Source organism: Nocardioides sp. NPDC047086 (genome assembly GCF_040643685.1).
Taxonomy (GTDB): domain Bacteria; phylum Actinomycetota; class Actinomycetes; order Propionibacteriales; family Nocardioidaceae; genus Nocardioides.
Genome location: NZ_JBEYUV010000002.1, coordinates 137,393 through 151,592 on the forward strand (window position 1 = coordinate 137,393; position 14,200 = coordinate 151,592).

Consider the following 14,200-nt stretch of genomic DNA (forward strand, 5'->3'; position numbering starts at 1 on the left):
TGTTGCGTTTCGGTGCTCCTCTTTCTCTGACCGAGAGGCACCCCCCAATGAGCTCGCTTCTGTTGCTGACCAGTTCGCTCCAGCCTTCGGCAGACGTCCTTCCGGGGCTCTCGCTCCTCGGCCACCAGGTGAAGATCCTTCCTGCTGAAGGTAGCGCGCTCCTCGAGGCGCCCGACTCCGACCTGCTGCTCGTGGACGGTCGGCAGGACCTCGCGCAGGCCCGCGACCTGTGTCGTCTGATCCGCACGACCGGCACCGACATCCCCGTCCTGCTGATCGCCACCGAGGGTGGTCTCGCCGTCGTCGCCCACGACTGGGGCATGGACGACGTCGTGCTGCACACCTGTGGTCCGGCCGAGCTCGAGGCCCGGATCAAGCTCGCGATCGGACGCATCTACGCGGCGCGCGACGCCTCCGACCCCGAGGCCCACGTCATCCGCTCCGGCGAGGTCGTCGTCGACGACGCCACCTACACCGCCAAGATCGGCGGCCGCCCGCTCGACCTGACCTTCAAGGAGTTCGAGCTCCTGAAGTTCCTCGCCCAGCACCCGGGCCGCGTCTTCTCCCGCCAGCAGCTGCTGCAGGAGGTGTGGGGCTACGACTACTTCGGCGGCACCCGCACCGTCGATGTCCACGTACGTCGCCTGCGCGCCAAGCTCGGCCCCGAGAACGAGACCCTCATCGGCACCGTCCGCAACGTCGGCTACCGCTTCGTGCTGCCCTCGAAGAGCAACGAGGCCGCCGCCGACGGCGCCCGGCTGACCCCGTCTCCTCGCCTGGGGGCCGACGCCTAGGCTGACCCCATGGCACTCACCGTCGAGCAGGTCCTGGCCATCGCGAAGGCGACCGAGGCGTACGACGGCGTGGCGCCGCTCGACGAGGCAACTCTCCTGACGCTGCGCAACCGTCCGGAGGCCGCGACGATCTGGGGGGACGTACGTGGCTTCGGGCTGTTGGTCTCGACAGGCTCGACCACCCGAGGAGAGCTGTCGCTGGTCGTCCTGACCCAGCATCGTGGGGTCGGCCTGGGGCGTCAGCTTCTGCTCCGGGCACCGTCCTTGGAGTCCGGGACCACGGCCTGGTCCCACGGGGACAACCCGGCGGCCGCCCGGCTGGCCGCCACCCAGGGTTGGGAGCGGACCCGCGAGCTGTGGGTGATGCGGCGTCCGGTCGACGGTCTCCCGCCTGCCCCGGAGCCCGCGGACGGCATCGTCGTACGCGGCTTCGAGCCCGGCGACGAGGCCGAGCTGCTCCGGGTCAACGCCGCCGCCTTCGCGCACCACCCCGAGCAGGGGTCGCTCGACGAGGCCGGTCTGCGGGAGCGGATGGCGGAGGCATGGTTCGAAGCGTCGGGGCTGGTCACCGCGTGGGAGGGCGAGAAGCTCCTGGCATTCCACTGGACCAAGCGTCACAGCGAGACGGAGGGTGAGGTCTATGTCGTCGGCGTCGATCCCGCCGCTCAAGGGCGCGGTCTGGGCCGCCTGGTCACGCTGCTCGGCCTGAACCACCTGGCCTCTACGGGGATCGAGCGAATCCACCTCTATGTCGAGGGCGACAACACCCCGGCCGTACGTCTCTATGAGGGGCTCGGTTTCACCCGCGCCGCGGCGGACACCCACGTCCAGTACACCCGTCGCTAATGTCATCGCGTGGGGCTGACCGAAGCACAGAATGACCGGGCCGTCGGGGCCGTCGTCGGGACCGCAGTGGCGGATGCGCTGGGGGCTCACTACGAGTTCGACCGGCCTCCGCTCGGCGCCGACGAGAACGCCCAGATGCTCGGCGGCGGGCTCGGCCCGTTCGCGCCCGGGGAGTGGACCGACGACACGACCATGGCGTGGTGCATCCTCGACGTCGCCGCGAGCGGGCTCGACCTGCGCACCGAGGAGGGGCTGACCGCGGTCGCCCGCAACTTCCGGGCGTGGTCGGAGTCGGAGCCGAAGGACATCGGCAGCCAGACTTCCCGGGTGCTCGACGCCGCCGGTCCCGCGCCGACCGCCGCGGAGCTACGGCTCGTCTCGGAGAAGCTGCACGAGACGACCGGCCGCACCGGAGGCAACGGCTCCCTGATGCGTACCGCTCCGGTCCCGCTCCGCTATCTCGGCGACCGTCCGGCCGTCGCCGAGGCCGCCGCCGCGGTCAGCGCGCTGACCCACTGGGACGAGCACGCCCGGTCCGGCTGCGCGCTGTGGTCCCTGGCGATCGAGCACGCGGTGATGCACGGCGAGCTCGACGTACGCTCCGGCCTCTCCCTCCTCTCCCCCGCCGAAGCGTCCTTCTGGACCGAGAAGCTCGACGAGGCCGAGACCACCCCGCCGTCCACGTTCAACCCCAACGGCTGGGTCGTCACCGCGTTGCAGGCGGCCTGGTCGTCGATCGCCCAGACCCCCGCGACCGGGCCGGAGCACTACGTCGAGGCCTTGGACACCGCCATCCGGATCGGCAACGACACCGACACCGTCGCCGCCATCGCCGGCGGCCTCCTCGGCGCCCGCTGGGGCGCCTCCGCCATCCCGGCCGAGTGGCGCGCCCTCAGCCACGGCTACCCCGGCATCCCCGGCGACTTCCTCGCCACCCTCGCCCTCGACACCGTCGCCGCCGGGTTCGCTGATTCCTGAACGTTCAGTCCGACCCCGCCGAGGACCAGCATCAATGCCAGCGCACTGAGAACTCCAGTGATCAGGAGCGCCGCGCCCAGCCCGGGCAGGTAGTTCAGTAGATGATCCGAACGAGCGACCCAGACCGCGAACAGGCCCGTTCCGACAGCGGAGATGATGCCCATGACGGTCCCGACGCCCTTGAGGAACATCAGCAGAATCCCGACGAGCACCAGACACCCGAGGAGCATCGACGGAAGGTAGACGTCCACGGTCACCGCGAACCCGTGACCAGCCTCGAGATCCAGCAACGGGTCGCTCGTCGGCGTCAGGAAGTACAGGCCGCGTACGAGGGCGACCCATGCCATCGCGAGCAGCAGCGCAGCCACCACGCAAAGGCCCCGCCCTGGATCTCCCGATCGACTCGGCGTCGCCCGGGGGTCCATGATGCCGCTGGAATCAGTCTCGGACATCACCGGAGCATTCCAGATCCACCGACGCCCCATGCGGGTTTCATCGCAGTTCGACGGCCGCCGCCGGGCATCAGCCTTACCGCAGCGGGCGGATGTGGAGGCCGATCTCGGGGTCGACGAGGACCTCTTGGGCGACCGGCATCCCGTCGACGACGAGCTGCGCCTCCACAGGTACGTTGCGCTTGACCAGTCCCAACGCGATCGGTCCGAGCTCGTGGTGCCGAGCCGAAGACCCGACGAAGCCGACAGTCTTCTCCCCGAAGGCCAGATCCGATCCCACGGCCGGCAGACGGTTCTCGGAGCCGTCGAGGTGGAGCAGCGTGAGGCGCCGCGGCGGACGGCCCAGAGTGTGCACGCGGGCGACCGTCTCCTGGCCGCGGTAGCAGCCCTTGTCGAGGTGGACGGCGTACTCGGCACCGACCACGTCCGCGGCACCCGGCACCCAGCCGACCTCGTTGGGGATCGTGCGCGCATCGGTGTCCACGCCGAACCGGGGCTCGCCGCGCTCGATCCGGAGCGCCTCGAACGCCCAGAATCCGCAGGCGGGGCCTGCGGCAGCGGCGTACGCCTCCAGGGACTCGCGCGGAACGAAGGAGTAGCCCTGCGCGGGACGCCAGACAGAGGCCTGCGACGGTTCCGCAGAGATCGTCACGTCGGACCAGAACTTCATCCGCTCCAGATAGGCGACCAGGGCCTCACCGGCACCCGGCTCGGTCCACGCCAGGAAGGCGGTGCCGTCGTCAACGCCGGAGAAGAAGTGCTCGACATGACCCTGCGGCGACAGGATCAGGGCCGAGGTCCAGACCCCCGGGGCCAGTCCCTCGAAGGCCTGCGAGGTCAGCGAGTGCAGCCAGGTCAGCCGGTCGGGACCGGCGATCCGGAGGACGTCTCGGTGGGAGAGGTCGACGAATCCTTCGCCGGAGGCCAACGTCCGCTGCTCCAGGTTGAACGAGCCGTAGTGCGCGGCGACGGGTGCGTCGGTGCCGTCGCCGGCGACGGCACCGGGCAGGGACAGAAGCGGGCTGGCAGTCATCATGCTGTGCTCCTACAGGGGCTCGGAAGAACAGTCGACGCACGCCCCGAAGACGGTCAGATGAGCGACATCGACCTCGAAGGCGTACTCCTCACGCAGCCGCTCGCAGATACCGTCGGCCACCGAGGGGTCAACACTGGTGACCTTCTGACACTTCCTGCAAACCGCATGAAAATGTGGCCGCCCGGAGACCGAGTGATAGGTCGAGGCCCGTTCGCCCAGGTGGGCGTGGCGCACCAGCCCCAGCTCCTCGAGCACCTCGAGGTTGCGGTAGACGGTGGAGAGGTTGATCGCCGAGGACGACTCGCGTACGACCGCGAGCACCTCCTCGGGGGTGGCGTGCCGCAGCCGCTCGACGGCGCCGAGCACCAGCTCGCGCTGGGGCGTGAGTCGATAGCCCTTCGCCCGAAGGGCTTCGCGCCAGTCCTCTGCCGCCTCGGTCATCGCGCCTACTTGGTGACCCGCTTGAGCCGCGCCCACAGGTGCGGCTGCAGGGCCTGACCCATCGCGGCCATGTCGAAGGCGTAGAGAAGATCGCCCTCGACGTTGCCGTAGAGACGCTTGCCGGCGGTGTACTCCTTCGCCGTCTCCGTGCGGGCGACCGCGTCGGTGGTGAGGTCGAGCTTGCCGGCCTCGGCCTTGCCGTACCACACCTCGACGATGCCGGTGTTGTGCGTCATCACCCACTCGACCTCGCCCTCGGGCCGGAAGCGGACGAAGCCGGTCTCCAGCGCCGCGTCGCGCACCTTCTCCCCCGTCTCCGGGTCGATGATCCACGAGCGCGCGAAGTAGTGGAAGAACGGCCGCCCGTCGTGGGTGAAGATCAGCTCCTGCCCGAACTCGAACTTGTCGATCGTCGGATAGTCACCGTGTCCGTTGCCCTGCCAGGTGCCGAGCATCCACGCACAGGGACCGGCATCGGGGTGAAGGTTCTCCGGAAGTTCGAAAGCCACACCCCGAGTTTAGGCCGTACGTCGCCTACGACCCGAAACGCAAGCGCTAATGTGCTCGGCATGCAAGAACTCGTGGTGAAGGTGACCATCGGCGCCGAGGCGCCCGAGCGTACGAACCAGGCCTTCACGGTCGCTTCGGCGGCCGCGACCGCCGGCGCGAAGGTGTCGCTGTGGCTCACCGGTGAGGCGACCTGGTTCGCGGTACCCGGGAAGGCGGAGGAGTTCACGCTCGAGAACGCGGCGCCGCTGCAGGAGCTGATCGGGCTGGTCCTCGAGGCCGGCCAGGTGACCGTGTGCAGCCAGTGCGCCTCTCGTCGCGATCTCACCGAGGACGACCTGATCGACGGTGTGGTCATCAAGGGCGCGTTCGTGTTCGCCGAGGAGATCTTGCGCGAAGGCGTACAGGCGCTCGTCTACTGAAGTCGGCACCACGCAGAATTACATAAGTGTAGTTCCAGGTAGCGGACGTGTTAATCCTCTCGGAGACTCCACACACCACCTACTTCGCCGTTAGCATTCACCCTCGTGAGCACGCAGACCCCCAGTGGCAAGTGGTGGAGCCGGGACTCGGCCGCCCAGCCGGGTGACGACGAGGACCTGACGGCGCGCGCTGCGGAGTTGGCCCGCGCCGCTGCCGCAGCCGAGTCACTTCGCATCGCAGCCGAGCAGGCGGCCGCCGAGCAGGCGGCCGAGCGGCTGGTGGCCGAGGAGTCCGCCGCCCAGCAGGCGACCGCGCGCGCGAAGGCCGACGAGACCGCCAAGCTCCACGCCGAGCTGGCCGCCGACGCCCATCAGGCGCGTGAGGTCGCGGAGAAGGCAGCCGAGGAGTACGCCCGCGCCCGGGTCGAGGCCGAGAAGCTCGCCGACACCCGTGCCAAGGAGCGCGCCGAGGCCGAGGAGGCCGCGGTCGCGAGGGGTAAGGAGCTGGAGGCGGCCGAGCGCCGCCTTCTCGAGGCGGCTCGTGTCGCCGAGGAGCAGGCCAGCGCCCGCACCGAGGCCGAGGAGGCCGCCCGCGCCAAGGCCGAGGAGGCCCACACCGCGGCAGCCTCCGCCGCGGAGGCCCACACCAAGGCCGCCGAGCACGCCGAGCTGGCCCAGGCCGCCTACGCCGCGCGCAGCGTCGCCGAGGCCGCCGCCGAGGACCGCCTCGAGGAGATGGACGAGCTTCGCGACGCGCTGGCGGCAGCCGAGAAGGCCGCCCGCAAGGCCGCGGACGAGGCCCGCGCCGCCTACGAGGCCCGCAGCGAGGCGGAGGCCGCCGCCGAGGCCGCCTACACCGCCCGCGCCGCGGCCGACACCCGATCCGAGGAGCTCGCGCGGATGCGCGAGGAGGCCGACGCGGCCGCAGCCGGCCGGGCCGACGAGGCGCTGGCGGCGTTCACCGCGCGCCAGGCTGCCGAGCAGGCCGCCAACGACCGGGCGACCGAGGCCGAGAAGGCAGCCGCCGCGCGGATCACGGCCGAGGAGGCCGCGGTCGCGATGGCGACCCAGGCCGAGCAGGCCGAGCAGGGCCGCAAGGAGGCCGAGGCCGCCGCCGAGGCGGCCTATGCCGCGGCCGAGGCCGCCGCGACCGCCCGCGCCGAGGCCGAGGAGGCGGCGAAGGAGGCCTTCGAGGAGCGCAAGGCCGCCGACGCCAACGCCGAGGACCACGCGATGACCCGGGCCGCGGCCGAGGCCACGGCAGCCGACCAGTACGCCGTGGCAGCCGAGGCGCTGGCCGCCCGCACCGAGGCGGAGGAGGCCGCGCTGCGCGCCTTCAAGGCCGCCGACGCCGCCAACGACGCCCGTCTCGAGGCCGAGAAGAGCGCGAAGCAGTACGCCGAGTTCGCCGCCGCCGCCGCGCACGAGGCCAACGAGAACGAGGAGCGCTACCGGCAGCTCACCGAGCTCGCCTCCCAGGCCGAGCAGGCGGCCGAGTCCGCCAACCTCGCCCGGATGGCGGCCGATCAGCGCGCCTCCGAGCACGCCGATCTCGCGGTGCAGGCTCTGGAGGGTCGGCGTGCGGCCGAGCGTGCCGCCACCGAGGCGAACGAGGGTCGTCGCGCGGCCGAGTCCGCGCTGCGTGCTGCCCACGAGTCGATGACCGAGCTCATCACCGGGCAGGCCAGCGAGCGCGAAGAAGCCGAGCGCCGGATGACCGAGATGATGAACCGTCTCGCCGACGTCCAGGAGCAGGCCGCCGAGGCGGTACGCCTGCGGACCGAGGCCGAGGAGGTCGCCGGCCAGAAGGCGATCGACCGTCAGGCCGTCGAGGCCTCGATCCTGCACAACACCCAGCTGGTCGAGCAGGCCATCGTGGACCGGCAGATCGCCGAGCGCCGCAGCGCGCAGCTCGCCAAGCAGCTCGCCGACCTGCGCGAGGCCGTCATGCTCGCGGTCAAGGGCGGCAGCACCAACAAGCGTGCGATGCAGGCCCTCGAGCTCACCCTCGCCGCGACCCCGTCGCCCCCCGAGGCGCAGTTCCCCATCCCGGATGCTCCTGACGAGCCGCTCGTGGTCGAGCCCCTCGAGGCTGCCGAGCCCGCGCAGGCCGTGGCGCCCGCACCGGTCGACTCACCGGCCGCGCCGACGGCCGGTCCCCCGACCGCGCCCGTGACGCTGCCCGAGCGGCCGACCGGCAAGAAGCAGGCCGGCAAGAAGCAGTCCGAGGACTCGCGCACCGCGCCGGCCGACCTGCCCGACACCCCGAGCGACTCCCTTCCGCAGCGATCGAGCGGCTGGCTGGCGGCGGTCAAGCTCGCCGAGTCCGGAAAGTTCCCCGGCGCCAAGATCCCCGGCGCCGGCAGCGCCGCGCCCGAGGCCGCCACGGCCGCCGACGACGCGTCAGCCGACGAGTCGGCGGGCGAGCCGACCGGCGCCAAGAGGCTCACCGTCCGCACCTTCCGTCCCGAGGACGGCTCGCTCATGACCGAGAGCACCGTCACGGTCACCGAGGAGGGTGTGCTCGACGTACGCAAGGACGAGCAGACCCACACCTACGACCTCTACGACACCCAGACCGGCATCACCATCAAGGGTGAGCCGGCCACCGACGAGTGGGTCGTCGAGTTCAACACCGACGAGGCCGGCGCCGTCAAGGTCGACAAGTCGATGGTCGACCCCGAGGCGTTCCAGCGGGAAGTTCTCCGCTGGCGCCCGGATATGGCCGGCTGAGTCAGCCTCAGAGGTTGTCGCGCAGGACCTGCGCGAGCTCCAGCACGGCAGCGCGTGAGGTACGTCCGGCGCCGACCACGTTCAGGAACCCGTGGATCTGGTCGGCGAAGCGCTTGTGCGCGACCTTGACCCCGGCCTCCTCGAGCTTGGCGGCGTACGCCTCGCCCTCGTCGCGCAGCGGGTCGAAGCCCGCGGTCGCGACGTAGGCCGGGGCGACCCCGCTCGTCGGGATCTCCGCGTACAGCGGGGCGTGGCGCGGGTCGCGGCGGTCGATGCCCGCGGGCAGGTAGTTGTCGGTGGCCGCCGCGATGAAGTCTGAGGTCAGGTAGAAGCCCTCGCTGAGATCCTGGCGGCTGCGGGTGTTCGGCTCCGACTGCGTCACCGGGTAGATCAGCAGCTGGAAGGCGCAGGCCTCGCCGACCGCGAGCGCGACCCCGGCCGCCAGGTTTCCGCCGGCCGAGTCACCGCCGACCCCGATCCGAGCCGGGTCCGCGCCGAGCTCGGCCGCGTGCTCGACCGCCCACCGGAACGCCGCGACCGAGTCGTCGTACGCCGCCGGGAACGGCGACTCCGGCGCCAGCCGGTAGTCGATCGAGAGCACCTTGACCCCCGACTCGCTGGCCAGCAGCCGGCAGGGAGCGTCGTGGGAGTCGAGGTCGCCGAAGATGAAGCCACCGCCGTGCAGGAAGACCAGCAGCGGCGCGTTGCCCGAGGCACCCTCCGGGACGTAGAGCCGTGCCTTCAGCCCGGCGGCCCAGAGCTCGCGCACCGAACCGATCTCCTGGCGGCCACCCCCGAGCTGCGACTGCCGCAGCAGCGCCACCCGCCCCTTCGGGATCGACAGGGTCGACGGGTCGGGCTCCCCCGACACCTTCATCAGCGCCAGCATGGTCTGCGTGTCCACCGCGAGCGTCTGCCCGTCGTACGTCACCGGCTTGCCGACCAGCCGCCGCTGCACCGCGGCCGGAAGGTTCAACGCCGTCGTGAACGCGGGCCGCTTCAACGGCACCAGCAACGGATCGATGAGGGACGACACACGCTCGAGAATCGACATGAGCCAAAACTACCCGCTAGTAGGGACATCGTGTAGCAGGTAGTTCACCAGACGACCGCGAGTTGCGGAGACGGCTCCGGCGCGATCCCGGGTGGGACGTACCTTGGAATCGAGGGTTTCAAAACCACCCTCGGATGAAAGACTGGACCCATGAGTCTCGACCCGCAGGCCCCCACCCGCTCGGCCGAGGACACCGTGAGCCTGACTGCGGTTCCCGACCAGCCGTTCGACGTCGAGCCCGAATACATCCCGGACCACGAGGCGCTGGCCGAGGTCGAGAAGTACGACGACCGGTTCCTCGACCGCGAGCTGTCCTGGCTGCGGTTCAACGAGCGGGTCCTGGAGCTGGCCGAGGACGAGACGCTGCCGCTGCTGGAGCGCGTACGTTTCCTGGCGATCTTCACCTCCAACCTGGACGAGTTCTTCATGGTCCGCGTCGCCGGGCTCAAGAGAAGGATCGCGGCGGGGGTGGCGGTCAAGGCGGCCTCCGGCCTGATGCCGCGCGAGGTCCTCGAGGTGATCTGGCGGACGACCCGGGAGCTCTCCGAGCGGCATGCGGAGGTGTTCCGCGGCCAGATCAAGCCGGCGCTGCTCGAAGAGGGCATCCAGCTGCTGCACTGGGAGGACCTCACCCCCGAGGAGGTCAAGGCCTGCAAGAAGCTGTTCAAGGAGCGGGTCTACCCGGTGCTGACGCCCCTCGCGGTGGACCCGGCCCACCCGTTCCCCTACATCTCCGGCCTCTCGCTCAACCTCGCCGTCCGGCTGCGGGACCCGAAGACCAAGAAGAAGCACTTCGCCCGGGTGAAGGTCCCGCCGATCTTCAGCCGCTTCGTGCCGCTCGGCAACGACCGCTTCGTGCCGCTCGAGGAGGTCATGAGCGAGCGCCTCTCCAAGCTCTTCCCGGGCATGGAGATCCTCGAGGTGCACACCTTCCGGGTCACCCGCAACGAGGATCTCGAGGTCGAGGAGGACGACACCGAGAACCTCCTCACCGCGCTGGAGAAGGAGCTGCTCCGGCGCCGCTTCGGCCCTCCCGTACGCCTCGAGGTGCAGGAGTCGATGACCGACTCGACGCTCGACCTGTTGGTCTCCGAGCTCGGCATCTCCGACAAGGAGGTCTTCCGGCTGCCCGGCCCGCTCGACCTGCGCGGGCTGCACGGCATCGCCGACATCGACCGCGAGCAGCTGAAGTATCCGGCCTTCGTGCCGAGCACCCACCCGGCGCTCGCGCCGGTCGAGAGCGCCGCGCCGGTCGACGTCTTCAAGGCGGCCCGCCGTGGTGACGTACTCCTCCAGCATCCCTACGACTCGTTCGCGACCAGCGTGCAGCGCTTCATCGAGCAGGCCGCCGCCGACCCGCGGGTGCTGGCGATCAAGCAGACCCTCTACCGCACCTCCGGCGACTCCCCCATCATCGACGCCCTGATCGACGCGGCCGAGGCTGGCAAGCAGGTGCTGGTGCTGGTCGAGATCAAGGCGCGCTTCGACGAGGTGGCCAACATCCGGTGGGCGCGCAAGCTCGAGCAGGCCGGCTGCCACGTGGTCTACGGCCTGGTCGGCCTCAAGACCCACTGCAAGCTCGCGATGGTGGTCCGCGAGGAGCCCGACGGCACCATCCGTCGCTACACCCACATCGGCACCGGCAACTACAACCCGAAGACCTCCAGGCTCTACGAGGACATGGGACTGATCACCACCAACGAGGGGATCGGCGAGGATGTCGCCCACTTGTTCAACAACCTGTCCGGCTGGAGCCGGGAGGCGACGTACGAGCAGCTTCTCGTGGCCCCCGGCAACGTCCGCAGCGGCCTGATCGAGCAGATCCACGCCGAGATCGCCCACCATCTCGCGGGGCGGCCGGCGCGGATCCGGCTCAAGGCCAACTCCGTGGTGGACGAGGCCATCATCGACGCGCTCTACCTGGCCTCCCAGGCGGGTGTGCCCGTGCAACTGCTGGTGCGCGGCATCTGCGCGCTGCGTCCGGGCGTGGAGGGACTGAGCGAGACCATCGAGGTGCGCTCGATCCTGGGCCGGTTCCTGGAGCACTCGCGGATCTTCTGGTTCGAGAACGGCACCCCCGACGACGGCGACGGACCGAGCGCCTGGATCGGCTCGGCCGACCTGATGCACCGCAACCTCGACCGGCGTGTCGAGGCCCTCGTACGTCTCCCCACCCCGGAGCTCGTGGCCGAGGTCGGCGCACTGTTCGACCTGGCATTCGAACCGACCACGGACGCCTGGCTCCTCGAGCCCGACGGGACCTGGACCCGAAACCACGCTCCCAACCACCTGCAGGCGATGCTGATCACTCGACAGCGCCAGCGCAGGCGCGCCGCGACAGGCTGAACACACCCTGGCTTTCGCCGTGTCAAGCGGACTCGCCTAACATGAGCCCGCAGGTCTGCCTCATCCAGCCAGGAGCCCCCCGTGCGTTTCCGAATCCGCCCGGTCGACACGTCGTTCTACGACCTGTTCGCCGAGTCCGCCAACCACCTCGTCGGCGGTGTCTCGCTGCTCGCCGAGATGCTCAGCGACACAGCCGATCGTGAGGACGTCGCACGACGGATGCGCGACGCGGAGCACGCCGCTGACGAGACCACCCACGAGATCGTCAAGAAGGTCAACTCGACCTTCGTCACGCCCTTCGACCGCGAGGACATCTACGCCCTCGGCTCCGGTCTCGACGACGTGATGGACTCGATGGACGAGGTCGTCGACCAGATCTTCGTCTACGGCGTCAACGTCCTGCCCCCGGAGCTGTCCGACCAGGTCACCGTCCTCCAGCGCTGCGCCGAGCTGACCGCCTCCGCGATGCCCAACCTGCGCTCGATGAAGGAGCTCTCCGAGTACTGGATCGAGATCAACCGTCTCGAGAACCAGGGCGACAAGAACCACCGTCGCATCCTCGCCAAGCTCTTCTCCGGTGAGTACGACGCGATGGAGGTCCTCAAGCTGAAGGACATCGTCGAGTCCCTCGAGGACGCGATCGACGGCTTCGAGAAGGTCGCGAACACCGTCGAGCAGATCGCCGTCAAGGAATCCTGACACCGTGGAACTTGCCATCGTCATCGCGGTGGTCGTCGTCGCCCTGGTCTTCGACTACACCAACGGCTTCCACGACGCAGCCAACGCCATCGCGACCTCCGTGTCGACCCGCGCGCTCACGCCGCGCATCGCCCTCCTCCTCGCGGCGGTGATGAACTTCGTCGGCGCCTTCCTGGGCCAGAAGGTCGCCCACACCGTCTCGGACACCATCACGCCACCATCAGGGGCCCATGGCCTGACCGTCGTGATGGCCGGTCTCCTCGGCGCGATCGCCTGGAACCTCATCACCTGGTACTTCGGTCTCCCCTCGTCCTCCTCGCACGCCCTCATCGGCGGCCTGGCCGGCTCGGCGATCGCCGCCGGCGCGTTCGTCAACTGGATGACGGTGCTGGAGAAGGTCGTCATCCCGATGTTCGTGTCCCCGGTGGTCGCCTTCGGCCTCGGCTTCGGCGTCATGCTCGCGATCATGTGGATCTTCCGCCGCGCCAACCAGCACAAGGCCCAGAAGGGCTTCCGGATCGCGCAGACGATCTCGGCCGCCGCGATGGCCCTCGGACACGGCCTGCAGGACGCCCAGAAGACGATGGGCGTCATCTTCCTCGCCCTGGTCACCGGCGGTTTCCTCTCGGCCGACGACGACCTCCCGTTCTGGGTGATCGCCGCTGCCGCGACCGCCATCTCCCTCGGCACTATGTCCGGTGGCTGGCGCATCATGCGCACCCTGGGCCGCCGGATCATCCACCTGGACCCCTCCCGCGGCTTCGCCGCCGAGTCGGTCGCCGCCTCGGTGCTCTACACCACGGCGTACGTCTGGGAGGCCCCGATCTCGACCACCCACACGATCACCTCGGCGATCATGGGTGTCGGCGCGACGAAGCGGTTCTCCGCGGTCCGCTGGGGAGTCGCGAAGTCGATCGTGGCCGCCTGGGTCTTCACCTTCCCGGCAGCCGGTGGTGTCGCAGCCCTGACCTACCTGATCTGCCATTTCGTCTTCCAGCTCCCGTAGAACCGACGCCGAGTCGGCTCGTTCTGACTCAAAACCACGCCGAGTCGGCGCGTCATGACGCGCCGACTCGGCGGTTTTTCTTGTCAGGACGAGCCGACTCGGCGGCTCTTTAGCCGAAGCGACCCGAGATGTACGCCTCGGTGTCGGGGTTGTCCGGCTTGGTGAACATCTGCTTGGTGGGGTTGAACTCCACCAGGTGGCCCGGCTGGCCGGCGGCCTTCAGGTTGAAGAAGCCGGTGTCGTCGGAGACCCGGGCGGCCTGCTGCATGTTGTGGGTGACGATCACGATCGTGTAGTCGGACTTCAGCTCGTGGATGAGGTCCTCGATCGCCGCGGTCGAGATCGGGTCGAGAGCCGAGCACGGCTCGTCCATGAGCAGCACCTCCGGCTGGACCGCGATCGCGCGGGCGATGCAGAGCCGCTGCTGCTGACCACCGGAGAGCCCCATGCCGGGCTTACCGAGACGATCCTTGACCTCGTTCCACAGGTTGGCGCCGCGCAGGGCGCCTTCCACGATCGCGTCCGCCTCGGACTTCTTGATCCGCTTGGAGTTCAGCTTGTTGCCGGCGAGCACGTTGTCGTAGATCGACATCGTCGGGAACGGGTTGGGGCGCTGGAAGACCATGCCGACCTTGCGGCGTACGGCCACCGGGTCGACGTTCGGACCGTAGATGTCCTGGCCCGCGATCTGGATCGTCCCCTCGACGTAGGCGCCGGGGATGACCTCGTGCATCCGGTTGAGGGTGCGCAGGAAGGTCGACTTGCCGCAGCCGGAGGGCCCGATGAAGGCGGTCACCGACTTCGGCTTGATGGACATGGAGACGTCCTCGACGGCCTTGAAGTCGCCGTAGAAGATGCTGGCGTCCTTGACTTGGATGGACATGTG

14 protein-coding genes are annotated in these 14,200 nt (G+C 69.7%); 8 read left to right on the plus strand and 6 right to left on the minus strand.

The window, feature by feature from the left end:
* The first annotated feature begins 47 nt into the window (after positions 1–47).
* Genes ABZ796_RS02565 through ABZ796_RS02575 form a run of 3 tightly spaced genes read left to right on the plus strand, consistent with a single transcriptional unit; the run spans position 48 to position 2,618 of the window.
* Entirely contained in the window at positions 48–794 is a 747-nt protein-coding gene (locus tag ABZ796_RS02565) for a response regulator transcription factor (protein ID WP_357334381.1), read from the plus strand.
* Positions 795–803: 9 nt separating this feature from the next.
* Positions 804–1,640: a mycothiol synthase gene (mshD, locus tag ABZ796_RS02570; RefSeq protein ID WP_357334382.1), complete on the plus strand. Its 837-nt coding sequence runs from the start codon at positions 804–806 to the stop codon at positions 1,638–1,640.
* Between the two features lie 9 nt (positions 1,641–1,649).
* On the plus strand, positions 1,650–2,618 hold the full coding sequence (locus tag ABZ796_RS02575; protein ID WP_357334384.1) for an ADP-ribosylglycohydrolase family protein: 969 nt from the start codon (positions 1,650–1,652) through the stop codon (positions 2,616–2,618).
* Here the strand turns inward: ABZ796_RS02575 and ABZ796_RS02580 are convergent.
* From ABZ796_RS02580 to ABZ796_RS02595, 4 genes are all read right to left on the minus strand, one after another.
* Entirely contained in the window at positions 2,543–3,070 is a 528-nt protein-coding gene (locus ABZ796_RS02580; protein ID WP_357334386.1) for a hypothetical protein, read from the minus strand. The two genes, ABZ796_RS02575 and ABZ796_RS02580, sit on opposite strands and share 76 nt — an antisense overlap.
* Positions 3,071–3,146: 76 nt before the next feature.
* Positions 3,147–4,106, minus strand: a complete 960-nt coding sequence (locus tag ABZ796_RS02585; RefSeq protein WP_357334387.1) for a folate-binding protein — start codon at positions 4,104–4,106, stop codon at positions 3,147–3,149.
* Positions 4,107–4,115: 9 nt separating this feature from the next.
* Positions 4,116–4,547: a Fur family transcriptional regulator gene (locus ABZ796_RS02590; protein ID WP_357334389.1), complete on the minus strand. Its 432-nt coding sequence runs from the start codon at positions 4,545–4,547 to the stop codon at positions 4,116–4,118.
* Positions 4,548–4,552: 5 nt separating this feature from the next.
* The gene (locus ABZ796_RS02595; RefSeq protein WP_357334391.1) at positions 4,553–5,056 is read right to left on the minus strand and encodes an FABP family protein; all 504 of its coding nucleotides are present in this window, start codon (positions 5,054–5,056) and stop codon (positions 4,553–4,555) included.
* Positions 5,057–5,116: 60 nt separating this feature from the next.
* On the opposite strand from ABZ796_RS02595, the gene ABZ796_RS02600 reads away from it, so the two are divergent.
* Positions 5,117–5,476 (plus strand): DsrE family protein, encoded by a 360-nt coding sequence (locus tag ABZ796_RS02600; protein WP_357334392.1) that lies wholly within the window; start codon positions 5,117–5,119, stop codon positions 5,474–5,476.
* A gap of 105 nt (positions 5,477–5,581) precedes the next feature.
* On the plus strand, positions 5,582–8,209 hold the full coding sequence (locus tag ABZ796_RS02605) for a hypothetical protein (RefSeq protein ID WP_357334394.1): 2,628 nt from the start codon (positions 5,582–5,584) through the stop codon (positions 8,207–8,209).
* Positions 8,210–8,216: 7 nt separating this feature from the next.
* Here the strand turns inward: ABZ796_RS02605 and ABZ796_RS02610 are convergent, their stop codons facing one another.
* Positions 8,217–9,263, minus strand: a complete 1,047-nt coding sequence (locus tag ABZ796_RS02610) for an alpha/beta hydrolase (protein ID WP_357334395.1) — start codon at positions 9,261–9,263, stop codon at positions 8,217–8,219.
* Between the two features lie 150 nt (positions 9,264–9,413).
* Here ABZ796_RS02610 and ABZ796_RS02615 point away from each other — a divergent pair, with 150 nt between their 5' ends.
* The 3 genes from ABZ796_RS02615 (at position 9,414) to ABZ796_RS02625 (ending at position 13,314) form a co-directional block, all read left to right on the plus strand.
* Positions 9,414–11,609, plus strand: coding sequence for an RNA degradosome polyphosphate kinase (locus ABZ796_RS02615; protein WP_357334397.1), 2,196 nt, complete (start codon positions 9,414–9,416; stop codon positions 11,607–11,609).
* Between the two features lie 81 nt (positions 11,610–11,690).
* Positions 11,691–12,308, plus strand: a complete 618-nt coding sequence (locus tag ABZ796_RS02620; RefSeq protein ID WP_357334399.1) for a DUF47 family protein — start codon at positions 11,691–11,693, stop codon at positions 12,306–12,308.
* Between the two features lie 4 nt (positions 12,309–12,312).
* A complete protein-coding gene (locus tag ABZ796_RS02625; protein ID WP_357334400.1) occupies positions 12,313–13,314 on the plus strand; it encodes an inorganic phosphate transporter in 1,002 nt (333 codons plus the stop codon).
* Between the two features lie 109 nt (positions 13,315–13,423).
* Here ABZ796_RS02625 and pstB read toward each other — a convergent pair whose 3' ends face one another.
* Complete coding sequence (pstB, locus tag ABZ796_RS02630) at positions 13,424–14,197, minus strand: phosphate ABC transporter ATP-binding protein PstB (protein ID WP_357334402.1); 774 nt, start codon at positions 14,195–14,197, stop codon at positions 13,424–13,426.
* Positions 14,198–14,200: the final 3 nt, after the last annotated feature.